Source organism: Nocardia sp. NPDC056064 (assembly GCF_042266925.1).
In the GTDB taxonomy this organism is placed as follows: Bacteria; Actinomycetota; Actinomycetes; order Mycobacteriales; family Mycobacteriaceae; genus Nocardia.
This window is the reverse complement of sequence record NZ_JBHJWO010000004.1, coordinates 16,835-41,088: the sequence shown is the minus strand read 5'-3', so window position 1 is coordinate 41,088 and position 24,254 is coordinate 16,835. Positions and strand designations below refer to the sequence as shown.

Annotated in this window: 22 protein-coding genes; 7 read left to right on the top strand and 15 right to left on the bottom strand. The window is 71.3% G+C overall.

Annotation, left to right across the window (positions count from 1 at the left end; genetic code table 11):
* Nucleotides 1-224: 224 nt before the first annotated feature.
* Nucleotides 225-1,481 (top strand): DUF2786 domain-containing protein, encoded by a 1,257-nt coding sequence (locus ACFC06_RS27935; RefSeq protein ID WP_375938081.1) that lies wholly within the window; start codon nucleotides 225-227, stop codon nucleotides 1,479-1,481.
* 27 nt (nucleotides 1,482-1,508) lie between these two features.
* On the opposite strand, the gene ACFC06_RS27930 is transcribed toward ACFC06_RS27935, so the two are convergent.
* Nucleotides 1,509-2,156 carry a hypothetical protein gene (locus tag ACFC06_RS27930; protein ID WP_375938078.1) on the bottom strand — a complete coding sequence of 216 codons (648 nt, stop codon included), beginning with the start codon at nucleotides 2,154-2,156 and terminating at the stop codon, nucleotides 1,509-1,511.
* Nucleotides 2,157-2,316: 160 nt separating this feature from the next.
* Between ACFC06_RS27930 and ACFC06_RS27925 the strand changes: the two genes are divergently transcribed.
* Nucleotides 2,317-2,637 (top strand): hypothetical protein, encoded by a 321-nt coding sequence (locus tag ACFC06_RS27925; RefSeq protein ID WP_375938075.1) that lies wholly within the window; start codon nucleotides 2,317-2,319, stop codon nucleotides 2,635-2,637.
* 93 nt (nucleotides 2,638-2,730) lie between these two features.
* On the opposite strand, the gene ACFC06_RS27920 is transcribed toward ACFC06_RS27925, so the two are convergent.
* A complete protein-coding gene (locus ACFC06_RS27920) occupies nucleotides 2,731-3,228 on the bottom strand; it encodes a nitroreductase family deazaflavin-dependent oxidoreductase (RefSeq protein WP_375938073.1) in 498 nt (165 codons plus the stop codon).
* An 84-nt stretch (nucleotides 3,229-3,312) separates the two neighbouring features.
* Here ACFC06_RS27920 and ACFC06_RS27915 point away from each other — a divergent pair, with 84 nt between their 5' ends.
* Together ACFC06_RS27915 and ACFC06_RS27910 are read left to right on the top strand one after the other, a co-directional pair.
* Nucleotides 3,313-4,155 (top strand): helix-turn-helix domain-containing protein, encoded by an 843-nt coding sequence (locus ACFC06_RS27915; RefSeq protein WP_375938070.1) that lies wholly within the window; start codon nucleotides 3,313-3,315, stop codon nucleotides 4,153-4,155.
* Nucleotides 4,152-5,093, top strand: a complete 942-nt coding sequence (locus ACFC06_RS27910) for an alpha/beta fold hydrolase (protein ID WP_375938067.1) — start codon at nucleotides 4,152-4,154, stop codon at nucleotides 5,091-5,093. The genes ACFC06_RS27915 and ACFC06_RS27910 overlap by 4 nt, the downstream gene beginning before the upstream one ends.
* An 8-nt stretch (nucleotides 5,094-5,101) precedes the next feature.
* Here the strand turns inward: ACFC06_RS27910 and hisH are convergent, their stop codons facing one another.
* The 11 genes from hisH to ACFC06_RS27855 all read right to left on the bottom strand — a co-directional run bounded on the left by hisH (nucleotide 5,102) and on the right by ACFC06_RS27855 (nucleotide 19,829).
* Nucleotides 5,102-5,737, bottom strand: coding sequence for an imidazole glycerol phosphate synthase subunit HisH (hisH, locus tag ACFC06_RS27905; protein ID WP_375938065.1), 636 nt, complete (start codon nucleotides 5,735-5,737; stop codon nucleotides 5,102-5,104).
* Nucleotides 5,734-6,348 (bottom strand): imidazoleglycerol-phosphate dehydratase HisB, encoded by a 615-nt coding sequence (hisB, locus tag ACFC06_RS27900; protein ID WP_375938062.1) that lies wholly within the window; start codon nucleotides 6,346-6,348, stop codon nucleotides 5,734-5,736. The genes hisH and hisB overlap by 4 nt, the downstream gene beginning before the upstream one ends.
* An 18-nt stretch (nucleotides 6,349-6,366) precedes the next feature.
* Complete coding sequence (locus tag ACFC06_RS27895; protein ID WP_375938059.1) at nucleotides 6,367-7,494, bottom strand: histidinol-phosphate transaminase; 1,128 nt, start codon at nucleotides 7,492-7,494, stop codon at nucleotides 6,367-6,369.
* Nucleotides 7,491-8,828, bottom strand: coding sequence for a histidinol dehydrogenase (gene hisD, locus ACFC06_RS27890; protein ID WP_375938056.1), 1,338 nt, complete (start codon nucleotides 8,826-8,828; stop codon nucleotides 7,491-7,493). The genes ACFC06_RS27895 and hisD overlap by 4 nt, the downstream gene beginning before the upstream one ends.
* Nucleotides 8,829-8,974: 146 nt before the next feature.
* Nucleotides 8,975-10,582 (bottom strand): protein kinase, encoded by a 1,608-nt coding sequence (locus ACFC06_RS27885; RefSeq protein ID WP_375938053.1) that lies wholly within the window; start codon nucleotides 10,580-10,582, stop codon nucleotides 8,975-8,977.
* A gap of 88 nt (nucleotides 10,583-10,670) precedes the next feature.
* Complete coding sequence (locus ACFC06_RS27880; RefSeq protein ID WP_375938050.1) at nucleotides 10,671-12,413, bottom strand: penicillin-binding transpeptidase domain-containing protein; 1,743 nt, start codon at nucleotides 12,411-12,413, stop codon at nucleotides 10,671-10,673.
* Nucleotides 12,414-12,459: 46 nt separating this feature from the next.
* Complete coding sequence (locus ACFC06_RS27875; protein ID WP_375938047.1) at nucleotides 12,460-14,574, bottom strand: acyltransferase family protein; 2,115 nt, start codon at nucleotides 14,572-14,574, stop codon at nucleotides 12,460-12,462.
* 93 nt (nucleotides 14,575-14,667) lie between these two features.
* Entirely contained in the window at nucleotides 14,668-15,540 is an 873-nt protein-coding gene (locus tag ACFC06_RS27870) for an arylamine N-acetyltransferase (RefSeq protein ID WP_375938044.1), read from the bottom strand.
* A 76-nt stretch (nucleotides 15,541-15,616) separates the two neighbouring features.
* Entirely contained in the window at nucleotides 15,617-16,609 is a 993-nt protein-coding gene (locus tag ACFC06_RS27865; RefSeq protein ID WP_375938041.1) for an alpha/beta hydrolase family protein, read from the bottom strand.
* A gap of 138 nt (nucleotides 16,610-16,747) precedes the next feature.
* Nucleotides 16,748-17,737, bottom strand: coding sequence for a TAXI family TRAP transporter solute-binding subunit (locus tag ACFC06_RS27860; protein ID WP_375938038.1), 990 nt, complete (start codon nucleotides 17,735-17,737; stop codon nucleotides 16,748-16,750).
* A 16-nt stretch (nucleotides 17,738-17,753) separates the two neighbouring features.
* Nucleotides 17,754-19,829, bottom strand: a complete 2,076-nt coding sequence (locus ACFC06_RS27855) for a TRAP transporter permease (RefSeq protein ID WP_375938036.1) — start codon at nucleotides 19,827-19,829, stop codon at nucleotides 17,754-17,756.
* 172 nt (nucleotides 19,830-20,001) lie between these two features.
* Between ACFC06_RS27855 and ACFC06_RS27850 the strand changes: the two genes are divergently transcribed.
* Nucleotides 20,002-21,180: a winged helix DNA-binding domain-containing protein gene (locus ACFC06_RS27850; protein ID WP_375938033.1), complete on the top strand. Its 1,179-nt coding sequence runs from the start codon at nucleotides 20,002-20,004 to the stop codon at nucleotides 21,178-21,180.
* Nucleotides 21,181-21,213: 33 nt separating this feature from the next.
* Nucleotides 21,214-21,852: a GNAT family N-acetyltransferase gene (locus ACFC06_RS27845; RefSeq protein WP_375938031.1), complete on the top strand. Its 639-nt coding sequence runs from the start codon at nucleotides 21,214-21,216 to the stop codon at nucleotides 21,850-21,852.
* 15 nt (nucleotides 21,853-21,867) lie between these two features.
* Here the strand turns inward: ACFC06_RS27845 and ACFC06_RS27840 are convergent, their stop codons facing one another.
* A complete protein-coding gene (locus tag ACFC06_RS27840) occupies nucleotides 21,868-22,362 on the bottom strand; it encodes a nitroreductase/quinone reductase family protein (protein ID WP_375938028.1) in 495 nt (164 codons plus the stop codon).
* A 50-nt stretch (nucleotides 22,363-22,412) separates the two neighbouring features.
* Nucleotides 22,413-23,141, bottom strand: a complete 729-nt coding sequence (locus ACFC06_RS27835; protein ID WP_375938025.1) for an NUDIX domain-containing protein — start codon at nucleotides 23,139-23,141, stop codon at nucleotides 22,413-22,415.
* Between the two features lie 78 nt (nucleotides 23,142-23,219).
* Here ACFC06_RS27835 and nadA point away from each other — a divergent pair, with 78 nt between their 5' ends.
* Nucleotides 23,220-24,254 (top strand): quinolinate synthase NadA, encoded by a 1,035-nt coding sequence (nadA, locus tag ACFC06_RS27830; RefSeq protein ID WP_375938022.1) that lies wholly within the window; start codon nucleotides 23,220-23,222, stop codon nucleotides 24,252-24,254.

Below are 24,254 nucleotides of genomic sequence, written 5' to 3'. Positions count from 1 at the left end.
CCCTCCACGCGAACGCAATCCGCGGGCGGTGACATGCGGACCGGGGCCGTCGGTCCGGCCGAGAGTGCCACCATGCTGCCGCGTCATGATCACCGCGCCGAGTGATTCCCACGCGCGCGACAACCGCTTGGGCCGATGTCACCGCCGAGGGACCGCCCGATCCGCCGCGGTGACCCCACCGGGGACAATGGTCGCCGAGACCGAACGCCGAGGAGGCCCCGACCGTGGGCAAGCAGAACCGCCGCCGCCGTACCGGCCGCAAACCGGTGCCGGGGCCGACCTTGGACGCGGCCGCCGTCGCCGGTGACCCCGCCCGGATCGCCGAGACCGTCGCGACCGCCGCGCTGGCGACCGCCCGGGGCGACAAGGCCGGTGTGCGCCGTTTCGTCGACGAGCTCGCGGGACCGGGCCCGCTCCCCGCCGAGGTGGCCGAGGGCACGGCGCGGGCGGGCCGTCGGCTGATCGCGCACGCCTTCGACTCCGGCTGGCTGCCCATGGACGTCCACCAGGCCGCCCGCCGCCGCGTCGACGAGTTCGCCATCGGCTATCTGACCGATCTCATGGCCGAACACCGCGCGCCCTTCGCTCCCGACACCGTCGACGAGATCTGGCAGAACCAGCTCGACGCCATGGACGCGACCGTCTGGTGGGACACCGACCGCCCGCACCCCGGCCAGTGGGCCGACCGCGCACTGCTGTCCGGCAGCGAGGCACTGGATTCGATCATCACGGCGTTGGCCCTGCTGCTCCAGCTCCCCCGGCTGGAGCCGATCTGCCCGCTGCCCGGCACCCCGGCGCGCCCGGTCGTCCACGAGCACGTGGACGCCAAGACCCTGGGCCGCGTCCGCGGTCTGCTCGCGAAGGCCGAGTCGACCTCCTTCGCCGAGGAGGCCGAGGCCCTTTCCGCCAAGGCCCAGGAATTGATGACCAAGTACGCCATCGACCGCGCGCTCCTCGCCCACCACACCACCGGCCCGGCGCTCCCCACCGCCCGCCGCCTCTGGCTCGACACCCCCTACACCGACGCCAAAGCCCTCCTGGTCGACCAGGTCACCCGCGCCAACCGCGCCCGCGCCGTCTTCGCCGCCGACTGGGGTTTCGTCACCATCATCGGCGACGACCCCGACCTCGACGCGGTAGAACTCCTCGCCACCTCACTCCTGGTCCAGGCCACCCGCACCATGATCGACACCGCCCCCGGCACCGGCGATTCCCGCACCCGCGCCTACCGAAAAGCCTTCCTCACCGCCTACGCCACCCGCATCGGCGACCGCCTCACCACCACCACCGAATCCACCATCGCCCACTCCCCCGACCCCACCACCCTCCTCCCGATCCTCGCCGCCCACCACACCCGCCTCACCCAGGCCCTCACCACCTACTTCCCCACCACCCACACCCGAGGCATCACCATCCGCAGCACCGACGGCTGGGACGCAGGCACCGAATCCGCCGACCACGCCCACCTCGACCGGCCGTAATTCGGCGCGCATGGCCGCGACCAGCTTTCACAGGTGGGCGATCACCTCGATCCGGCCGGAGTTCTCGTTGGTCACATAGAGCAGGTGGCTCACCGGATCCACGGCGGCTCCGAGGGTTTGCGAACCGTATGGAGTGGTCCGGGTGATTCCCGAGTACCGCGCAGCCGTGACCTCGCGGGTGCTCGTGTCGATCATCGTCACGACGTCGAAAGCTCCGCCGGTGAGATAGACGGTGTGCGCGACCGGATCGACCACCGCCGCGAAGGCTCTTCCCCGCACACCCAGCGACACGGCGGCCACCCGCGTACGACTCGTGGTATCGACGAGCGAGACCCAGTTCTCGGCCGGGTGAGTCACGAAGGCCGTCCGTGTCTGCGGGTCGATGGCGATGTGACCCGGATCTCCGCCGACCTGGACGGTCGTGCTCACGGTGTGCGTGCCGGCGTCGACGACGGAGACTCCCGCCTCGCTCGCGACCCACAGATGATGGGTGTCCGGATCGACCGCCAACCCACTCGGAGATCCGTCCACCGGAATCGTCGCGACAGTGGCACGGGTGGCGGTATCCACGACCGTGACGGAACGGGAGAACCGATTGGCGACGTAGAGGGTGTGCCGCAACGCATCCACGACGACCGCGACCGGATCCCCGTCCGTCTCGATGATCGCCGTCACCGATTCCCGGTCCGGGTCGATGACCAGCACCTGACCTGCGGAGTTCCCACCCACCAGATAGACGAGGTGGGTATCGGTGTCGACCGCGATCGACTGAGGCCCCGAGGGGAAGACCTGACCCACCGGAATGTCACCGCTGTGCGTGTGAGTGCGGGTATCGATGACCGACACCGACTGCCTGGCAGCGCCTTCCACGTACCGCGCGACGAAAGCTCTGCCCGTTTCGGGGTCGATCGCGATGCTGGTGGGACTTTCGCCCATCGTCACGGTCGCCTCGACCCGATACGGTCCCGGCCCGAAGTCGGATCCGCCGACCGTGGCTGGATCGGTGGTCGTTGGTGCCGGGACGGTGGTCGTCGACGGCGAAACAGGCGTGGCGACCGGCGCCGATGCGGCACACCCGGATACGGCGATCGCTGCCGCCACCGCGAAGGTCGCTCCGACGAAAAGCCTTCTCTTCGAACGCATGTGCCGAAACTAGTCGATCAGCCGTCAACGACTGTCGCAGCGACAGCCTGGCCGGCCCGACGCCGCACCACCGCGATCTCCCGGACGAGCCGCGGCCGACCACCGATCAGTCGGCTCCATCGGACCGGGGCCGGAGGATGACGACCGGGATCTCGCGGCCGGCCCAGGCTTGGTAGTGGTCGAAGTCGGCGTAGGCGTCGACCAGGAGGGGCCATAGGCGCGCCCGCTGGTGAGGGTCGGCGGTGATGGCGTGGACGGGGTGGAGGGTGCGGCCGATCTGGATGTGGGTGTCGGGTTCGGCGCGGAGATTGCGATACCACTGTGGGTGTGTGGACAGGCCGCCCTGGGAGGCGACGACGATGATGTCCGTGCCGTCGGCGAGATAGAGCAGCGGGGTGGTGTAGACCTTCCCGGACTTGCGGCCGCGGTGGTCGAGCAGCAAGGTCGGGACCGGCTTGCGAAAGCCCGCGCCGACACGCCATTTCGCGCCGATCCGCCCACCGGTCCGCCGGTAGACCCACACCTGCGTCTTCCCCATGATCTTGAAGATCTTGGGCAGCATCGGGGAGTCGAGATGTTTGGGGCGAGGTGGTACGTCGTTCATCTACCGAACATACACATAGACAAGTCGGTGTATGTTCACACTCGCGGTTGTGCATGCCAGACCCACGCTCCTACGCTCGATCACGTGCGGCCGATCATGTCCGACGATGCGCTGGATGCGCGCTGGGAGCTGGCGCGCCCGGTCTCGACCGTCCCGGGCCTCGCGATGAAAGGGTTCCTGGATCGAGCGGCGGCGGGCTCCGATCTGCGGATCTTCGCGCGACCGGCGGTGGTCGTGGTCATCCAGTTCGGAGACAGCCGCCTGGTCGTCGACGAGGACACCGCCGACTCCGCGACCGGCGGTCTCGTCGCCGGATGGTGTCCGGGAGCGCGCCGCGTGCACGCACGGCAGGTCGCGTGCGTGGAAGTGCTGTTGTCGCCGATCGCCGCGTACGGGCTGCTGGGTGGGCTCCCCCGCGAGTTGGATGGCAGCGTGCCCGGCCCCCAGGAACTCTGGGGCCGGGCAGCGGCCCGTCTGACCGGTCGACTCGCCGAAACAGATTCCTGGACAGACCGTTTCGCGCTCACCGCGCGATTCCTGGCGGAACGCCGCGCACCGGCCACCCTGGACCCCGAGGTCGCCGCCAGCTGGGCGCGGCTGGTCGCGACCGATGGTGCTGTGCGCGTGCGAGATCTGGCCCAGGACACCGGCTGGAGCCGCAAACGGCTGTGGTCGAGATTCACCGCCCAGGTCGGAGTCACACCGAAGCGGGCAGCGACGGTGATCCGGTTCCGTGCCGCGTTGGAACAACTGCAAACCGGTGCCGCGCCCGCCGAGGTCGCCGCGCGGTGCGGTTACGCGGATCAGTCGCACCTGTCGCGCGAGGTCGCGGCCTTCACCGGAACCACCCCCGGCGCGCTCGTCCGGCACCGACCGGAACAATCGTCCAAGACCGTGCGCCCGCCGTCCCCGACAGTGGAGCCATGAACGATTCCCTGCGCCGCCGGATCCTTGCCGTGGAGGACCGGGTCGCCGCGGCCTACCGGCTGACGCTCACCGAACACCTGCTCACCCTGCGCGACCCGGACGTGGGTGTGCGCGTGCTGACGACCGGTGCGGGCGAGCCTGTCGTGCATATCAACGGCATCTCCGCGCCCGCCCTCGGCCTGGCACCGCTGATCGCCCGGCTCCCGGGCTACCGCCACATCCTGCTCGACCTGCCCGGCCACAACCTCGCGCCGCCCTTTCACTGGCAAGGCCGAACCATCCGTGAACTGGCGGTCGGCATCGTGACCGGCACCCTGGACGCGCTCGGGATCGCGCGCGTCCACATGGTCGGCAGTTCCCTGGGCGGCCTTTGCACGCTATGGACAGCGCTCGAGGCCCCGGAACGGCTGACCCGCGCTGCGCTGGTCGGCGCGCCCGCCACGGCACTGCCCGGGATGCGGGCAATACCCGAGATGATCTCGCTGAGCACACCCGTCCGCGGCGCAGTCGACCAGCGGCTGATGCAGCTACCATCACCCCGTTTTGTCGCCCGCTACGCACTGGCCGGAGCACTCGGACAGGACGCGGCCCGCGCTCTGTCCGACGATCTACTCGACCTGCACCGACTGCCGCTGCGCCTCCCGGGACAGGCGGCCTCCTATCGCGCACTCCTGAATCGCCTGATCCAGAACGGCTCGGCCCGCGCCGAGAATGTCCTCACCGAGGACGAACTCGCGCGGATCACGGTGCCGGCACTATTCGTCTGGGGTGATCAGGACGTGTTCGCCACTCCGGAGACGGGCCGCGCGAGCGTCGAAAAGATCCCGGCCGCACGGCTGGATATGGTTGCGGGCGGCCACAATCCGTGGCTCAACGACGCCGAACGCTGCGCTGGGCCGATCCGTGCGCACCTCGCGGGCGCACGCGAACCGGCCTGAGCGCCGATCTAGAGCGAATCGATCCAGTTGCGCAGGAGGTGGGCGCCCGCGTCGCCGGACTTCTCCGGGTGGAACTGGGTGGCCGAGAGGGGGCCGTTCTCGACGGCGGCGAGGAAGGGGACGCCGTGTTCGGACCAGGTGAGGCGGGCGGGGGCGATGTGGTCGCTGTCGGGGAGTTCCCACTGCTGGGCGGCGTAGGAGTGGACGAAGTAGAAGCGGGTTTCGGCGTCCATGCCGGCGAACAGGGTGCTGTCGGCGGGGGCCTGCACCGTGTTCCAGCCCATGTGCGGCAGGACGGGGGCGTCCAGGCCCGCGACGGTGCCGGGCCATTCGCCGCAGCCCTCGGTCTCGACACCGAACTCGACGCCGCGGTCGAACAGGATCTGCATGCCCACGCAGATGCCGAGGACCGGACGGCCACCGGCCAGGCGCTGGCCGATCAGGCGCTCCCCGCGGACCGCGCGCAGCCCGGCCATGCAGGCCGCGTACGCGCCGACCCCGGGCACGACCAGCCCGTCGGCGGCCAGCGCCGTCTGCGGGTCGGCGGTGACCTCCACCTGCGCACCGGCGCGCACCAGGGCGCGTTCGGCGGAGTGCAGGTTGCCGGAGCCGTAGTCGAGCAGGGCGACGGATTTCTTGCTCACAGCACACCTTTCGTGGACGGCACACCGCTGACACGCGGGTCGATCTCCACGGCCGCGCGCAGGGCGCGGGCGACCGCCTTGAACTCGGCCTCGGTGATGTGGTGCTGGTCGCGGCCGTAGAGCACCCGCACGTGCAGCGCGATCCTGGCGTTCTGCGCGATCGACTCGAAGACGTGCTTGTTGAGCACGGTCGAGTACGACGCACCGGGGCCCGCGCTGGGAATGATGGTGTGCACCAGGTGATCCGGTTCGCCGGTGAACACGCAGTACGGCCTGCCGGAGACGTCGACGATGGCGTGCGCGAGGGTCTCGTCCATCGGGATGAACGCGTCGCCGAAGCGGCGGATGCCCTTCTTGTCGCCGAGCGCCTGGCCCAGGGCCTGGCCGAACACGATGGCGGTGTCCTCGACGGTGTGGTGGGCCTCGATCTCGATGTCGCCCTCGGCCCGCACCACCAGGTCGAACCCGCCGTGCTGGCCGAGCGCGGTCAGCATGTGGTCGTAGAACGGCACGCCGGTGCTGATCTCGGTCTTGCCGGTGCCGTCGAGGTTCAGCTCGACGAGGATGCTGGATTCCTTGGTGACGCGCTCGACCCGCGCTGTTCTGCTCATATCGATTGCCTCCAGCGGTCAATGGGTGAGGTCGGTGCCGGCGAGTTCGCCGCTCACACGCAGGAATTCGTCGTTCTCCGCGGCGAGGCCGATGGTGGCGCGCAGGTAGCCCGGGATGCCGACATCGCGGATGAGAACCCCGGCGTCGAGGTAGTGCTGCCAGGCCACCGCGGCGTCGGTGAAGCGGCCGAACAGGATGAAGTTGGCGTCGCTGGGGATCACTGCGAAGCCCTGCGCGGTGAGCGCGGCGGCGACCCGGTCGCGCTGGGCCGCGAGCTCGGCGACGCTGCCGAGGGTTTCGTCGGCGTGCCGCAGTGCGGCGCGCGCGGCCGCCTGGGTGACCACCGAGAGGTGGTACGGCAGCCGGACCAGCAGGATCGCATCGATCACGGCGGGCGAGGCCGCCAGGTAGCCGAGGCGTCCGCCCGCGAAGGCGAAAGCCTTGCTCATGGTGCGGGTGACCACGAGCTTCGTCGGGAACCGGTCGATCAGCGTGATCGCGCTCGGCGCGGCCGAGAACTCGCCATAGGCCTCGTCCACCACCACGATGCCGGGTGCGGCGGCGAGCAGCCGTTCGAGTTCGCCGATCGGGATGCTGTGGCCGGTGGGGTTGTTCGGGCTGGTCACGAACACCACGTCGGGGCGGCGTTCGGCGATCTGGGCCACGGCGTAGTCGATGTCGAGGGAGAAGTCGCCGCTGCGCTTGGCCTCGATCCACTCGGTGTCGATGCCCTCGGAGATGATCGGGTGCATCGAGTAGGAGGGCACGAAACCCAGGGCGCTGCGGCCGGGCCCGCCGAAGGCCTGCAGCAGTTGCTGCAGGATCTCGTTGGAGCCGTTGGCCGCCCACACGTTCGCGGCGTCGACGGGCACGCCGGTCTGCCGGGTGAGGTAGGCGGCGAGGTCGGCGCGCAGGGCCACCGCGTCGCGATCGGGGTAGCGGTGCAGGTCGGCGGCGGCGGCGCGCACCGATTCGGCGACGTCGTCGATCAGCGCGCGACTGGGCGGGTGCGGGTTCTCGTTGGTGTTGAGCTGCACCGGCACGGTCAATTGCGGTGCGCCGTAAGGGGATTTGCCGCGCAGGTTGTCGCGCAGGGGCAGCTGGTCGAGGGTCGCGGCGGCGCCGGGCACGGTGGGAGTGCTCACGACAGCGCCTCGAACCGCGCCTGCACGGCCTGCCCGTGCGCGGGCAGATCCTCCGCGTTCGCCAGGGCGACGACGTGTCCGGCGACATCCTTCAGCGCCGCCTCGGTGTACTCCACGATGTGGATGCCACGCAGGAACGTCTGCACGCTCAGGCCCGAGGAGTGCCGCGCGCAGCCCGCGGTGGGCAGCACGTGGTTGGAGCCCGCGCAGTAGTCGCCCAGGCTCACCGGGGCCCAGGGGCCGACGAAGATGGCGCCCGCGCTGCGCACCCGCGCGGCCACGGCCGCGGCGTCGGCGGTCTGGATCTCGAGGTGCTCGGCGGCGTAGGCGTCGACCACGCGCAGGCCCTGGGCGATGTCGTCGACCAGGACGATGCCGGACTGCTTGCCGCCCAGCGCCTCGCGCACGCGATCGTTGTGCTTGACCACGGCGAGCTGGGCGTTCACCGCCGCGTCGACGGCATCGGCCAGCGCCGGCGAATCGGTGACCAGCACGCTGGCGGCGAGCACATCGTGTTCGGCCTGGCTGATCAGGTCGGCGGCCACGTGCACCGGATCGGCGGTGGCGTCGGCGAGCACCGCGATCTCGGTGGGACCGGCCTCGGCGTCGATCCCGACCAGGCCACGGCACAGCCGCTTGGCCGCGGTGACGTAGATGTTGCCGGGCCCGGTGATCAGGTCGACCGGCTCGAGCGCGGCCCCGTCGGTGTCGGTGCCGCCGTAGGACAGCAGCGCCACGGCCTGCGCGCCACCGACGGCCCACACCTCGTCGACGCCCAGCAGCGCGGCGGCGGCCAGGATGGTCGGGTGCGGCAGCCCACCGAACTGCGCCTGCGGCGGCGAGGCCACCACCAGCGACTCCACCCCGGCGGCCTGCGCCGGGACGACGTTCATCACGACCGAGGACGGGTAGACGGCATTGCCGCCGGGCACGTAGAGCCCCACCCGCTCCACCGGCACCCACTTCTCGGTGACGGTGCCGCCGGACACCACCTCGGTGACAATGTCGGTGCGCCGCTGGTCGGCGTGCACCTTCCTGGTCCGCTCGATGGCCACCTCGAGGGCGGCGCGCACGGCCGGGTCCAGCTCGTCGAGTGCCTTCGCCAGTTCGCCCACCGGCACGCGCACCGCGGCCGGGCGCACCCCGTCGAACTTCTCGCTGTAGTCCAGCGCGGCCTCGGCACCCCGGTCGCGGATGTCCTCGACGACCGGCCGCACGTGATGCAGCACCGAGTCCACGTCGACTCCTCCGCGCGGCAGCGCGGTGCGCAGCTCGGCAGCGGAAGGAGTACGACCGCGCAAGTCGACGCGGGCGAGCTCGATGCGGGGAGTCATATCGGGGTGCAATCCTGTCTCTACACGGTCTCAGGTCACCTACCAGCCTAATGGTCGCCCGCCATCGCTTTTCCGGCACATCCCCGGTCCGCACAGCAGCGAGCCGATCCCGGCGCGGGCGCGGGGATCGGCTCGGGTGGGCGGTGTCAGCGGGTGTTGCCGTCGATCTGCAGGCGGCCGCCGGAGTTCACCACGCGCATGACCATGTTGGACCTGGTCTGCCCGTCGATGGTGATGCTGGCCAGCTGCATGTCGGTGGAGCCGTCGGCGTTGTTGCCGCTGACCGCCGTGATGCTGGTGAAGGTGTTGATGATGCGCCCGTTCCAGTACTCACGGAACGCGGTCTCGCTGCCGTAGAGCTTCTGCGCGGCGGGGGTGAGCAGCGACCACGAACCGGCCGGGTTGCTGTAGAAGTCCTCCACCAGCTGACCGGCCGAACCGATGTCGACGGTGCCGACATTGGTGGTCTGCCCGAGCGCCGCCGCCACGGGGGTGTTGCTCGCGGCCGGGCCCGGCGACTGCACCGAGGTCGACGGATTCGCCTGCACCTGAGGGGAATCGGTGTCCGAGCCGCTCATGGCGCTGACCGCGACGGCGATCGCCGCGATCACCGCGCCCACACCGGAGCCGATCAGCACCGCACGGCCCTTGCCCGCCTGCTTGCGCGGCTGCGGCGCGGGCTGGGCCTGCGTCGGCGGATGCGCGGCGGTGTCCAGCCGCGGCTGCGGCCGCGGGTTCGAGCGGATCTGGCGGGTGGTCGCCGTGGAGGCGCCCGCGTGCGAGGCGCGGCGGCCGGACTGGCGGATCACCTGGGTGGCCGCGGCGGAGTTGCGCCGGTTGTAGGCCTCGCTGGCCGGGACGAAGCCCGCGGGCACGGCGTCGGCGTCCGCGTCGGCGAAGGCGGCCAGCGCGGCGCGCGACTCGGCCATGGTCGGCCGGTCCAGCGGGTCCGGGTTCAGCAGGTCGAGCAGGAAGTCGGTGGCCGGGCCCGCGTTGCGCGGCTCGCGCACCTGGCCGTTGGCCGCGGCGTAGAGCACGGCGAGCGGATTGGCGTTGGCGCCGTAGGGCGGTTCGCCTTCCAGCGCGTGGAACAGCGTGGCGCCCAGGGCGAACACGTCGGCGGCGGGCGTCGGGTCGGAGCCGCGGGCGACCTCGGGGGCCAGGTAGGCGGCGGTGCCGCAGATCAGGCCGGTCTCGGTGAGGGTGACGTCACCGGTGGCGCGGGAGATGCCGAAGTCGGTGATCTTCACCTCACCGTGCTCGCCGAGCAGGATGTTGCCCGGTTTGACGTCGCGGTGCACCAGGCTCGCCTGGTGGGCGGCGATGAGCGCCGAGGCCACCTGCTCGCCGATGCGGGCCACCTCGGCCAGCGGCAGCGGGCCCTTCTGGCCGAGCTCGGCCGCCAGGCTGACCGACTTGAGGTACTCCATCACCAGGCACGGATCACCGTTGTGCTCGGTGATGTCGAACACCACGATGGCATTGGGATGCTGGAAGCGCGCCGCGTTGCGGGCCTCCCGAATCGCGCGCTGGCGCAAGACATCCCGTTCGCCCTCGGGCAAACTGGGTTTGATGTGGATCTGCTTCACAGCCACGGAGCGTTGGAGGCGTTCGTCGACAGCACGCCATACAACGCCTGTGCCGCCGCTACCAATACGCTCGACCAGGCGGTAATGCTCCGCGATCTTCTGACCGGTATCGATGGCGCCTACTCCGAACCTTCTCGAAATTGTGACATCCCGCGTATTGACCATGGATATGGTCCGTCGACGAGTGTAGCTGGCCGTGGGATGACCGCGTGCGGCAGCAGGGTGATTGCCCGTCCGCGACGCGTGACATAGATCATCGTTTCACACGCAGCATCCTGCCCGCTGCCTCGACCGCCGGTCCGGAGCTGCCCGCGTCGGCGACGAAGACCGCGAAGGCCACATCGCCGTCGATGCCGACGAACCAGCCGTGCGCGTGCTCGTCGTCGAGGTATTCGGCGGTGCCGGTCTTGCCGAGCAGGCCGGGGATGTCGCGCAGCGCGGTGGCCGTTCCGGCGCTCACCGTCTCGGCCATCATGGTCTCTATCTGCGACGTCACCGTCGCGGGCACCGGCGCGGCCTGCCGATCCGGGGTGCCGGGGCGGCCGCGCACGATCGCCGGAGTGGGCGCCGAGCCGTGGGCGAGCGAGGCGGCCACCAGTGCCATCCCGAACGGCGAGGCGGTGACGGCGCCCTGCCCGATGCTCGCCTCGACCTGCTGGGCCGGGTTCTGCGCGGCGGGCACTTTCCCGGTGACGGTCGTCAACCCGGGTGTCACATAGTCCACGCCCAGACCGAGCTGTGCGGCCGCCGCGGTGAGCCCGTCGGCGGGCAGGCGCACGCCGAGCTCGGCCATGGTGGTGTTGCACGAGCGGGCGAAGGCGGTGTGCAGCGGCACCGCGCCGAGGTCGAAGCCGTCGTCGTTGGGAATCGTGCGGCCTTCGATGGTCGCGCGGCCCGGGCAGGGCAGCACGGTGTCGACGTTCACGTTCCCGGCCTGCAGCGCGGCCGAGACGGTGACGGTCTTGAAGGTCGACCCGGGCGGGTAGAGCCCGGTGAGCGCGATCGGGCCCTGGTCGTCGGCGGGATCGTTCTGCGCGACGGCGAGCACCTCCCCCGTCGACGGGCGCAGTGCCACGATGGCGGCGGGGGTGGTGATCGGGGTGAGGGCCGCCTCGGCGGCGTTCTGCAGGTCGATGTCGAGGGTGGTCGCGAGGTCGGTGACAGGTTTCGCGTCGGGCCCGGCGATGCGCTGGGTGCCCTCGGCGGTCCGCGCGCGCACCGCCCAGCCGGTGGCGGCGTCGGTCTGCTCCTGCCAGAGTTCGCTCAGCCCGGCCAGGGTGGGGCCGCTCAGGGCCGGGTCGACGGTGAGCAGGCGGGTCTGCGGCGCGAGCGTCACCCCGCGCACGGCGCCCAGCGGCTCGCGCACGGGCGCGATGTCGGCCTCGCGCAGCGCGACCACGGTGACGGGGTTGCCCTCGGCCGCGGCCAGCTCGGTGCGCGTCCCCGCCTCGGTGACACCGTGCCGGTCGAGCAGCGCGGCCAGGGCGGGCAGGTCGGCGTCGGGCGCCGCCCGGACCAGGGTCACCTCCTGCTCGGTCATCAGGTCACCGCCGGAGGCGTCGAGCACGCGGGCCGGTGTCGGCGGGACCGGGCTGTAGACGAGGGGGCCCAGATCCAGGCCGGGTGCGACCGTCTCCGGGCGCCAGGCGATCTTCCAGCCGTCGCTGTCGGTGGCGGTGCCGGTGGTGGTGTAGGTCCACTCGTTGCGGCCCTCGGGACCGAACTTCCAGGTGGATTCGAGGGTGAAGGAGCTGTCGTCGGTGCCCGATACCCGGACGGTGTCGGTGCGGCCGAGGTTCTCGAACAGCGCGGTGAGCACCGGCGTGGCCTGCGCGGGGGCGTCGGTGAGCGCCGCGGCGGCGGCCGCGTCACCGCTGGTCAGCGCGGCGGCGAAGGCCGTGGCGACGGTCTCGGGTTGATCGGGTCCGGTCGAACAGGCCACCGGCAGCAGGGCGAGCGCGAAGAGCAGGACCGGGGTCTTGCGGGGAAGTCGCACGCGACCGAGGGTAGCCGCCGTCGCGGGCCCGCGCGGGGATCCGGCGCTACCACCAGCCGGTGACGAGACCGATCTGCCTGCCCAGCTCGGGGGCCAGCGAGCGGGCGTAGCTGGCGGTCAGGTGATGTTCGTCGCGGTAGATGAGCACATTGCCCTCGACCACCCGGCAGCGCTGCGGGCGGCAGACGGCGTCGGTCAGGTCGAGCAGGTGCACGTTCGGGTAGCCGGCGGCGGGTTCGGCGGCCGGGTCGACGGCGTCGAGGGCGTCGGTGCGATCCATGCCGCAGCTGTCGGCGTCACCGCGGTGCGCCAGGCAGTCGGTGGCCCGGTAGAAGACCCCGTCGCGCTGCAGACGGGGCGTATCGCGCAGCGCCAGCACATTGAGCCCGCGGTCCTGCAGCGCCGACCACGCCTCCAGGTACTCCACCGGCACCTCGTCGCCCACGCCGGACTGGCGGTAGCGGGTCGAGAGGGTCAGCACCCAGCCGGGCGGATCGGCGGCCAGCCGGTCGAGCACCTCGACGGTCCAGGCGTGGCATTCGGGGAACGGGTACTCGGCGTAGGACGGCTGATCCGACAGCACGATCGGGCAGCCCTCCTTGAGATAGGAGATCACCCGGAACCCGTGCTCGGCGCCGAGCAGTTCCAGCGCGGGCAGCCAGTGCTCGGAGTGCGAGCCGCCGACCAGCGCGATCGAGCGGGTGGCGGTGGGATCGCCGTAGGTGCAGACGCGGACCTCGCGATCGGGGGTGATGCAGCCGTCGGTCGTGGGCGAGGGGGTGTCGACCGGGCCCTCGAAGACGGTGGGCCGCATGGGTTCGGGCGAGTACTCGGCCCCGGACAGCAGGGCCGACGCGCCGGGATAGCGGTGGGGGTCCAGGGCCTGCGGCGGCACCGCCGGATTGGCGCTGAGCACCACCTGCCACCCGAGCGTGGCGGCCAGTACCCCGACCGTGAGGACCCCGACCAGACCGCCGGCGACCCGGTTGTTCGCGGTGCTCACCTGGCCCGCGGACGGCATCCGCAAGGGGTTCTCGACCAGCCGCGCGGTGACATACGCCAGCACGAGCGAGACCCCGATGACGAGCAGTCCGTCGACCAGTCCGGCGTGCGAGCGGCCGGTCTCGGCCAGATAGAAGATCAGGATCGGCCAGTGCCACAGGTACAGCGGGTAGGCCAGGGCACCGAGTTCGGTGCAGACGCGACCACCGAGCAGGCGGTTGGGCCACGCGCGCGGTCCGGCGGGGCCGAAGCCGGAGGCGATCACCAGGCAGGCCGCGGCCACCGGCCACAGCGCGGCCGTCCCGGGGAACTGGTTGGCGCCGTCGAACAGCGGCCCGCACGACAGCACCATGACCAGCCCGATCAGGGCGACCACGCCGCGTAATCGCACCGGGATCCGCAGGTAGGGCGCGGCCACGGCCAGCACCGCACCGGCCAGCAGTTCCCAGGCGCGCGCGAGGCTGTCGTAGTAGGTCCAGGCCTGATGGGTGGCCGAGCCGTGCGCGGCGTACCAGAACGAGAGCAGCCCGAGACCGGTGAGCGCGAGCAGCAGGGCGGGCCTGCCGACCGCGCCGCGCCTGCGCAGCCACGCCCAGCCCGCCAGCACCGCGACGATCGCGACATAGAACTGCCCCTGCACCGACATCGACCACAGGTGCTGCAACGGGCTCACCGACGGATCGGGGGCCAGATAGTCCAGTTCGGCGCCCGCCAGATACCAGTTCTGGCCGTAGAACATCGAGGCCAGCGTCTGCGCGGCGGTCTCGCCGAACTGGGTGTAGGGCCGCAGCGCGATGGTGGCCAGCACGATCGCGGCCAGCACCAGCACCAGCGAGGGCATCAGCCGCCGCACGGTGCGCCGGGCCGTGGCCATCGGGGCGAGGACGCCGCGCCGCTCGACCCCGCGCACCACCGCGCCGGTGAAGAAGAAGCCCGAGAGCACCAGGAACACGTCGACGCCGCCGGAGACCCGGCCCATCCACACGTGGAAGGCCACCACCAGCGCGATCGCGACGCCGCGCAGCCCGTCCAGATCCCCGCGCCGGACGGTGACGGCCTCGGCCGTCCCGGGACGGGTCACCGATTCCCGCTGAATCGGCACCACGGATGGAAGCTTCGGCACGGACGACCCCACTGTCTCGAACCCCACAGCCAGCATCGGGGTTGTTTCCCGGCAAGTAACCATCAATTTGCCGTAGCGACACCGCGGAAGCAAACCGCCGGGCCGTGCGCGAGCTCCCCGCGCCGGTGTCTAGTTCACTCGCCAGGGTGTGCCGACCAGCGTAGCCGCGTCGGCCTCGTCCAGGTCGATGTCGAACACCTCTGCCAGCACTTTCGGCAGTTCGCCCGGTTCGAGTTCGCGGGCCTGGGCGGTGCCGTCGGGGTACTCGGTGGTCAGTGTCAGGTCGTCGAGCACGTGGTGGGCCTCGGGCCGGAATCGCTGGACGAAGGGCCTGCGGGTGAACGGCGAATGCGCGGAGGTGGACACGAAATGGTTGCCCACCGCGTAGTCGGCGGGGTACTGCGGGAGCGTGCCGAAGCTGTAGCGGTCCTGCCAGCCGTCGCGGGCGAAATGGTGCAGCACCCACAGGTCGCCGCCGAGTTCGTCGACCCGGCGTTCCAGGCGCAGCCGCCACTGTCCGATCCGGAACTCGCCGGGCGTCTCGGTGAGTTCGTACGGGGCGAGCGGGCCGAAACCGAAGCCCACGTCGCAGAGCCAGACGCGGTCGTCGGAGTCGGTGGTCACCCGCAGCAGCGCGTGGGTGGCGGGGCGGATCACCCCGCTGTCGAGGGTGCCCATGGTGACCCGGCCGCTGATCCCGGTGACGCCGAAGCCGAGCCGGGCCAGCACGGCCGCGAACAGGGTGACGTTCTCGTAGCAGTAGCCGCCACGCCTGCGCCGGACCAGTTTGTCCTGGAGCGCCGCAAGATCGAGCGGAACGCCGCGTCCGAGGATGATCTCGAGGTTCTCGAACGGGATGGTCGTGGTGTGTGCCTCGACCAGGGCGTGCAGGGTCCGCGCCGTCGGGGTGCGCGGCCCGTCGTAGCCGATGCGGGCCAGGTAGGCGTCCAGATCCAGGTCGGGGTGCTGCCAGTGGTCCGCGCGCCGCGCCGGTTCGCTCATCGTGTCCTCGTTTCCGCCGGTGTCTGCCCTGCCTCCGCGACAACACCCGGGATCGCGCCGGTGTTCCGTGCCCGCCTCAGGCGGCGCATTTCGCGGCGGGTGGGGCGGGCGGCGCGGTGACCACGCCCGCCGCCACGTCGACGACATAGTCGCTGATCGGCGGGTCCAGCGGTTCGGTGCCCGCGAGCAGCCGCAGCACGACACAGCCGCCTTCGTACAGCGCGGGTCCGACATCGTGGTTGCCCGGCACGATCGCGCCGTCGAGGTCGCGCCCGCTGACGACGGTGTAGAAGGAGAACGGTTTGCCGGCCGCGGTGAGCGCGGCCCGCAGTTCCACGCTGGTCGCGAAGGGCACCACGGTGTCGGCGGTGCCGTGGACGAGGACGGCGCGGCGCATGCTCATCCGCCCGGCGAGCAGCGCGGGCGACCGGTCGACGTAGGCGAGCGGGCACACCAGCGGCGTGCAGCCGCCCGCGTCGCGTTCGATCTGGGCGGGCAGGTCGGCGTTCACGGTGCCCGCGGCGGCCCACATGGTGAAGTCGTCGGCGGGACCGTAGTTGTCGACCCAGTAGTCGAACAGCCCGGCCGGACCGTGCGCGACCGCGAGCCCGCTGGTGATCCCGCCCTGACTCCAGCCCCACAGCACGGTGGAGGTGATCGCCCGGTGCTCGTCGCGATACCACTGCGTCGCGGCGACCACGTCACGCCAGCCCGCCCACAGGTTCCACTCCCCCGTGCGCCACGGCCCGTCCGCGCTGCGCAGATCCATCAGCAGGATCGGTGACCCGCCCGCCCGCGCCAGCGCGGTCATGTACGGCGCGAAGTCGGCCGAGGACCCACCGTGCCCGTGCACGGCCACCACCAGCTGGGTGGCGGGGGTATCACCCGGCACGCACCGGTACGGCTCGTAGACCCGCCCGGTGGCCCGCTCACCGTCGACGGTCAGCACCACCGGGTTCACCGCCACCCCCGCCGCGCACTCCGGCTGCGCGCGCACCGCGGGCCCGAGCGCCACCACCGTGCCGAACACCAGGGCACACACCGCGACGACACCGCCGACCCGCTTCATCCCGCGATTGTCCGCCACCACGCACCGGGCGTCCAGCGCGCACCCGATACCGCACGCACCGGCATTCGCGTGTGAAGCCGTCGGCCCGCGACACACCGCCCCGGCACGTCCCACGCGAGCAGCCGACGGACAGCCTGGTCAGCCCAGCGCGACCTCCGACCCGCGGTGCAGCGGCACCGGTGCGGTCTTGCTCGCGGTGGCGCGGTCGATGCCCGCGGCGGCCGGGTTGGCCTGTTCCAGTTGGGGTTTGCGGTCCAGCAGGGTGCGGGTGAGTACGCAGGCCAGGTTCGCGTCGAGGTCCTCGCGGACGACGAGCAGGTTGGGCACCACCACCGTGGGCACGTCGGCGGCCAGCCCGTAGGTCGCGGCGGGGATGGCGCCTGCCTCGTAGACCGGGTTGATCTCCTTCAGCTTCGGCAGCGCACCGGTGATGTCGAGGAGGCGGACCTTGTCCTTGGCGGTGGTGAACAGGTCGGTGATGCCCGGTGTCGGCAGCCCGCCGGACCAGAACATGGCGTCGATCGAGCCGTCCTTCATGCCGTCGACGGTCTTGGTGAGATCCAGGCGCTGCGCGGAGACGTCGCTGTCGGGGTTCAGGCCAGCGGCCTGCAGCACGCGCTGGGCGATCACCTCGGTGCCCGATTTCGGCGAGCCGGTGGAGACGCGTTTGCCGCGCAGGTCGGCGAGCGTGGCGATGCCCGCGTCGGCGCGCACGATGACCTGGGTGTAGTTGTCGTAGAGGCGGGCCAGCGCGCGGATCGGCTGTGCGTCGGTGAAGCTGCCGGTGCCCTGGACCGCGTCGGCGGCGGAGTCGGCCAGCGAGAATCCGACCTGGTAGGTGCCGCCGACCACCTGCTGGATGTTCTGCACCGACGCGCCGGTCTCGGCAGCGGTGGCCTTGACCGTGCCGCCGGTCGCCTCCGAGATCTGCTCGGCGAAGGCATTGCCCAGCGCGAAGTACACGCCGGTGGCATTGCCGGTCGCGATGCCGATCCTTGTGTCCTGGTGGACTTCACAGGTGACCGCGCCGCCGGAGTCGGCGGTCGGGGTGTCCTGTCTGCCACCGCAACCGGTGAGCAGCGCCGCCGCGGCGGTCACCGCGACCGCGGCTACAACAGTTCTGACCATGGTGTCCCCTCTCGAGTCACGGTGTCTCCGTGACGGTCCGGCCGCGTGCCCGCTCGACCACCCCGGCGAGCACCGTCACCAGCAGAAGTCCGAGACCGATCGCGGTGGCGAGCGGCGCCGGGTAGAGCAACGTCAGCCCGGTCAGCGCGGCGAGGACGCGGACGGGGGTGCCGACCGCGCCGATCCCGAACAGCCAGCCGCCGGTCGCCACCGCCAGCGCGGCCACGCCCAGGCAGGCGGCCGCGCCGACCCACAGCACCTCGAGCAGCGGGCCCCGGCCCAGCAGGTGCTGGCCGGAGTCGGTGAGCACGAACGTCAACGGCACGAGGAAGGCGGGCAGCGCGTAGCGCAGGGCATGCCACATGGTGGCCATGGCCTTGGCGCCGGTCACCGCGGCCGCGCCGACGGCGGCCAGCGCGGTGGGTGGGGTGACCTCCGAGAGCACCGAGAAGTAGAAGACGAACATCGCCGCGGCGGGCGCGGGCACGTCCAGTTCCAGCAGCGCGGGCCCGATGATCACCCAGCCGATGACGAACGAGGCCGTCACCGGCACCGCCAGTCCCAGCAGCGACAGCGCGACCGCCGCCAGCACCGCCGTGGTCGCCAGCACGACGGCCGGATCGTCCGAGAGCACCGAGCCCGCCCGCACCAGGAGCGCGGCCACCTGCGCGCCGAGCCCGGTCTTGGTCGTCATGGCGGTGATCACGCCGGCCGCCGCGCACACCGCGACCACCGGCAGTGCCGCGCGCATCCCCAGCGAGAGGGCACGCAACGCGTCGAGCACGAACCGGCCCGGTGCGATCTTCTGTGCCGCAGGGTCTTCCGCCGCCCGGGCCCGCAGGAACCGGTCCGGGATGGCGAGCAGCAGCGCGAGCAGGGTGGCGTAGACGACGGCGCGGGTGGCGCTCATCCCCGCCAGCAGCAACACCACGATCACGATCAGCGAGGAGAAGTGATAGCCGAAGCGGCCCAGCAGAATCCACCCCGAGACCGGTGGCGGCGCGGCGGCGAGGTCGGCGGGTGCGCGGCCCTCGGCGTGGATGCGGCGGGCGTCGATCTCGACCGAGAGCAGGATGCCCAGGTAGTAGAGCAGGGTCGGGATCAGCGCCCAGCCGAGCACCGTCACATACGACACGTTGAGGTATTCGGCGACGATGAAGGCCGCGACCCCGAGTGTCGGCGGTGAGAGGATGGCGCCCACGCCGGCGGCGGCGAGCATGCCACCGGCCTGTTCGGGCCGGTAGCCCGCCTTGCGCAGGATCGGCCAGGTCACCGCGCCGGTGCTCACCGCGGTCGCGGTGCCCGAGCCGGAGACGGTGCCCAGCAGGAAGCCCGAGGCCACCGCGGTGCGTCCGGCCGCGCTGTGCGAGCGCCGGAACAGCGAGACCGACAGGTCGACGAAGAAGCGTGCGGCGCCGGAGAATTCGAGCACCGCGCCGTAGATCGTGAACAGCACGATGTAGCTGGCCGCCACGTCGAGCGGGGTGCCGTAGAAGCCGCTGCCGGAGTTGTAGAGGGCGTCGACGATCTGGTCCACGTCCAGGCCCGCGTGCGCGATGGTCCAGCTCTGCGGCAGCAGCCCGCCGTAGTAGCCGTAGGCGAGGAACACCAGGCACACCGCGGGCAGGATCGGGCCGGTGGTGCGCCGGCACGCCTCCAGGACCAGCACCAGCAGCACCGCGCCGAGCACCACGTCGATCCCGGCCAGCATGCCCTGCCGGTCCAGGAACGCGTCGTATCCGCCGCCGCCGTCACCGATCACGAACGGCAGCACCGGATACAGGCACACCAGCAGCGCGCCCACCGCCAGCACCCAGTCCAGCGCCGCGGGCCCGTCGACCCGGTCGAGCCTGCCCCACCCGGACCGGTAACTCAGGAACACCAGCGGTAGCGCGACCGCCAGGAACACGACCAGGTAGTACTGGCTGCCCTGCGACAGCGGCCGGAACACCTGCCACAGCGCCAGTCCCGCCAGCCCCAGCGCCACGATCCCGACCAGCCGCGCGGGAAACCCGGTGAGCTCGCGGGCAGGCCGTTCCTCGTCGTCGACGCCCAGTTCAGCGGCAGTGACAACCGGTGGCGCTGCGCTCATGAGCGCGACGATAACAACATCGGCCCCTGCCCCACGGCGAAAACGACGACCCTGGATTCTGCACAAAAGTGACAGAACTCGCCCGTTCGCCGCGCCCGTTCCGTGCTGCGCCGCAGCGGGTTCCACGGCGGCGATCTTCGAGGATGTCGGTGGTCGCGCCTACGATCCGCGCATGCCCTCGATCGATATCGCGCAGCGCCGGGCCCGGCTGGCGACCAGACACCGTCTCGCCCTGTCCGCCCGTGCGGCCGACCCCGTCGAGATCGCGCGCTCGATGGTGGTGCTGCACGCCACCGACCCGGCCACGGTGTACCTCTCGGTCGGCGCGCGCGGGATCGATCTCACCCCGGCGGCGGTGGAGCGCGAACTCTACGACGAGCGCGCGCTGGTGCGGCTGCTCGCCATGCGGCGCACCATGTTCGTGGCGCCCACCGAACTGGTGCCGGTGCTGCAGGCCTCGACCTGCGACGCGCTGGCCCACAAGCAGCGGCGCACCTACGGCCGGTTGATCGAGCAGGCCGGTGTCGTCGACGGCGACGTCGCCTCCTGGCTGGCCGAGGTCGAAGCCGAGACGCACGCGGCGCTGCTGGCCCGGGGCGCGGCGACGGGCGCCCAGCTCAGCAAGGACGTGCCGCGCCTGCGCACCCAGATCGATACCGCGCCCGGCAAGTCGTACTCCAAGCCCACCAACATCACCACCTGGGTGCTGGTGGTGCTCGGCGCCGAGGGCCGCATCGTCCGCGGCCGCCCCAACGGGAGCTGGACGAGCAGCCAGTACACCTGGGCGCCGGTGGAAACCTGGCTGCCCGCACAGGATTCGGTGCTGTCGACGGAGGAGGCGAGGGCCGAGTTGGTACGGCAGTGGCTCCACGCCTTCGGACCCGCGCCGGTGACGGATCTGAAGTGGTGGACCGGCTGGACGCTCGGCGAGGTGCGTAAAGCCTTGGCGCGGTTGCCGATCGCCGAGGTGGACCTCGACGGCACCACCGGCCTCCTGCTCGCCGACGACCTCGCCCCGGTCCCCGAGCCGGAGCCGTGGGCGGCCCTGCTGCCCGCCCTGGACCCGACCCCGATGGGCTGGCAGTCCCGCGACTGGTTCCTCGGCCCGCACGCCCCGGCCCTGTTCGACCGCAACGGCAATATCGGCCCCACCATCTGGGCCGACGGCCGCATCGTCGGCGGCTGGGCCCAGCGCGCCGACGGCGAGATCGTCACCCGCCTGCTCGAGGACGTCGGCAGCGACCACCGCGCCCTCATCGACGCCGAGATCGCCCGCACGGCAACCTGGTTCGGCGATGTCCGCGCCATCCCCCGCTTCCGCACACCGCTGCAACGCGAACTCACCACCTGACCCGCGCGCCCCGGCCCGGGTAACGTCGGGAAGGTGGAGATCCGTGGATTCACCGAACAGGACCGCACCGAGCTCAGGGCGCTGGCCGTGCTCGCCGGGTCGGGGTCACCGACCGAGAGCCTGTGGGGGCATCCGGAATCCGAGGCCGCGGTGTATCTCGATCCCTACCTCGACCGGGAACCGGAATCGGTGTTCGTCGCGGTCGCCGACGGCGAGCTCACCGGCTACCTCGTCGGCAGTGTCGATTCCGCGAACTTCCCCAGCGAGGAGGAGCGGATGACCGAGGCCATCCGCCGCTACCGCCTGGTGCTGCGCCGTGGCCCCGCCCTGTTCTTCGCCCGCGCGGTCGCCGACACCCTCACCTCCCGCCTGCGCCGCCGCGAGCCGGCAGGCGACTTCACCGACCCCGGCTTCCCCGCCCACCTGCACATCAATGTCGCCCCGGCCGCCCGCGGCACCGGCGCCGCCGAAGCTCTCGTCCACCGCTTCCTCGACCACGCCGGCGCCGCCGGAGCGCCCGGCTGCTACCTGCAGACCCTCACCGAGAACACCCGGGCCGTCCGCTTCTTCACCCGCCTCGGCTTCACCCCCACCGGCGCGCCCGCCGATGTCCCCGGCCTGCGCTACCAGGGCGAACGAGTGCACCAGCAGACGATGACGCGCGCCTGCTGACCACCCGCGCACCGGTCACGCGTCGCGGCGCAACACCACCAGCGGCAGCGGCTTGTCCACCGTGGCCTGATACTCGGCCAGCAGGCTGTTGTTCGCCAGCGCCCAGGCGGCGAACTCGTCGTAGCGGGCGCCCTCGAGCACCTCGGCGGTGGCCGCGAAGGTCTCACCACCCAGCTCCACGGTCACCTGCGGGTTCGCTTTCGCGTTGTGGAACCAGGCCGGGTACTTCCCCTCGACGAACGAGCTCACATACAGCGTGTCGTCGCGGTACAGCGCGCCGAGCGGAACCAGATGGGAGCGGCCGCTTTTCGCGCCCGTCGTGGTCAGCAACAGCAGGGTCGCGCCCGCGTAGTCGCCGGCGACCTTCCCCCCGTTCTCCCGGAACTCGGTGATCACCCCGTCGTTCCAGCCCACCATCTCCTCGGGCGAGTACTCACGGTTCCAGGGCGCGTCGGGATCGTCGTAGGAGATCGTCGAGGCACTGTCCCGCACATTCGATTCGGCATCCATGACAGCAGTGTCGCACCGGGCACCGACAAGTTCGGGCCCCGCGAAACCGCTCAGCCCGGTGGGCGGAGGGCGGCGAATTCGTCGGTGACGCGCAGGCCGGAATCGGTGAAGCGGTAGCGCGCGGCGGGGCGCCCACCCGCGCGGCCGGAGGGGGCGGTGTCGCCGGTGGGGGTGATCACCTTGCGGCGGGTGAGGACCCGCTGGAGATTGGTCGTGTCCACGTCGTACCCCAGTGCGGCGCAATAGATCTCGCGCAGCACCGACAGCGTGAAGATGTCCGGGGCCAGGGCGTAGGCGATGTTCGTGTACGACAGCTTGGCGGCCAGCCGGGTGCGGGCGTGCTCGACGACGGTGCCGTGATCGAAGGACATGTCCGGCAGCGCCGAGACCGGATGCCAGCGGGTGTCCGGCGGCAGCTCCGGTTCGGTGGTCAGCGGGACCAGGCCGAGATAGGCCGAGGCGATACGCCGCGGCGCGGGCACCCGGTGCGGATTGCTGAACACCGAGAGCTGCTCGAGATGCGACAGCTCGCGCACGTCGACCTTCTCCGCCAGCTGACGGCGCGCCGAGGTGTCGAGGTCCTCGTCGTCACGTAACCGACCGCCCGGTAGCGACCAGGTGCCCTTCTGCGGATCCAGTGCCCGCTCCCACAGCAGAACGGCCAGTTCCGGGTGCTTCGACCGACCCGAAACGCTGCTACCTGCGGAAATGTCGGCGGGGAAGCGGCGAACCTGGAACACCGCGGTGAGCGATTCGTGGATGGTGTTACTATGGGGCACGTTTTCGATTATAAGTCGAAAACCTGGTTTGGTGCGAATCGTGGCGACGGAGCCGCTCGCACGAAGAAGGGAGCCATCATGGCGACGACGACTGCACAGCCGCTGATGGGCTCGGTGTTCGACGGACCCACCGGATACGCGGGTGTCGAGGCGACCCCGGAATGGGCGCGCGAAGTGCGCCGCCTGGCGCGCGAGCGCAACGCCACCATCCTCGCGCACAACTACCAGCTGCCCGAGATCCAGGACGTGGCCGACCACGTCGGTGACTCGCTGGCGCTCTCGCGGATCGCGGCCGAGGCCGAAGAGGACACCATCGTGTTCTGCGGCGTGCACTTCATGGCCGAGACCGCCAAGATCCTGAGCCCGGCCAAGACCGTGCTCATCCCCGACGAGCGCGCGGGCTGCTCGCTGGCCGACTCCATCACCGCCGACGAACTGCGCGCCTGGAAGGCCGAGTACCCCGACGCGATGGTGGTCTCCTACGTCAACACCACCGCCGAGGTGAAGGCGCTCACCGACATCTGCTGCACCTCCTCCAACGCCGTGGACGTGGTCGCCTCGATCGACCCCGACCGCGAGGTGCTGTTCCTGCCCGACCAGTTCCTCGGCGCGCACGTCAAGCGCGAGACCAAGCGCGAGAACATGCACATCTGGGCGGGCGAGTGCCACGTGCACGCGGGCATCAACGGCGAGGAGCTCACCGAGCAGGCCCGCACCCACCCCGACGCCGAGCTGTTCGTGCACCCGGAGTGCGGCTGCGCCACCTCGGCGCTGTACCTGGCCGGTGAGGGCTCGTTCCCGGCCGACCGGGTGCACATCCTGTCCACCGGCGGCATGATCGACGCCGCCAAGCAGGCCAAGTCCACCCAGGTGCTCGTCGCCACCGAGATCGGCATGCTGCACCAGCTGCGCAAGGCCGCCCCCGGCATCGACTTCCAGGCCGTCAACGACCGCGCGTCCTGCCCGTACATGAAGATGATCACCCCGGCCGCGCTGCTGCGCTGCCTGGTCGAGGGCGCCGACGAGGTGCACGTCGACCTGGCGATGGCCGAGGCCGGGCGGGCCTCGGTGCAGCGGATGATCGAGATCGGCAACCCCGGCGGTGGGGAGTGA